The 524-nt window shown below is 77.1% G+C and carries 1 pseudogene; it reads right to left on the reverse strand.

From position 1 onward, the window contains the following. Positions 1-524 (reverse strand): annotated as a pseudogene (locus tag QOL99_RS17535) (hypothetical protein); the annotation flags it as partial.

Here is a 524-nt window from a genome sequence, read left to right on the forward strand (position 1 = left end):
GGTCAGGCCCAGCCGCTCGGTCCAGGTGGCGTACAGCACCGCCACATGCCGCAGCCGCAGCAGGGGGCGCCGCCAGCCACGCCAGCGGCCTCCCAGCGGGCGGAGATCCTCGCCCTGGACCCGCCAGGCCCGCGCGGTCAGGGTCAGCAGGGCCGCCGCCAGCGCGATCAGCAGCGCCAGCGTCAGGGTGCGGGTGGCCGCCCGGACGAGGTCAGGTGCCTGCGGTCCCAGGTTGTAGAGGGTTCCCGCCCGCAGCTCCCGCCCAAACTGCCGCCATTCCTCGGCCTCCCCGCCCCGGCCCTGGGCCTCGAGCAGGCTGGCGTAGCGGGCGTACAGCGCGTCGCCGCCCTCGAACCGGGGGTGCAGGTCGCGCAGGTAACGCAGCCACACGTCGGCCCGCGCCAGCCGCCCCTGGCTCAGCAGGGTGCCCACGTAGCCGCTGGGATTGCCGTAGGCCCCCAGCGCCTCCCGGCTGACCCGCACCTCCGGGTCGTAGCCCCGCGCCGCCGCGTCCCGCCGCGCCC

The sequence above is a fragment of the Deinococcus rhizophilus genome, assembly GCF_030271215.1.
Classification (GTDB): domain Bacteria; phylum Deinococcota; class Deinococci; order Deinococcales; family Deinococcaceae; genus Deinococcus; species Deinococcus rhizophilus.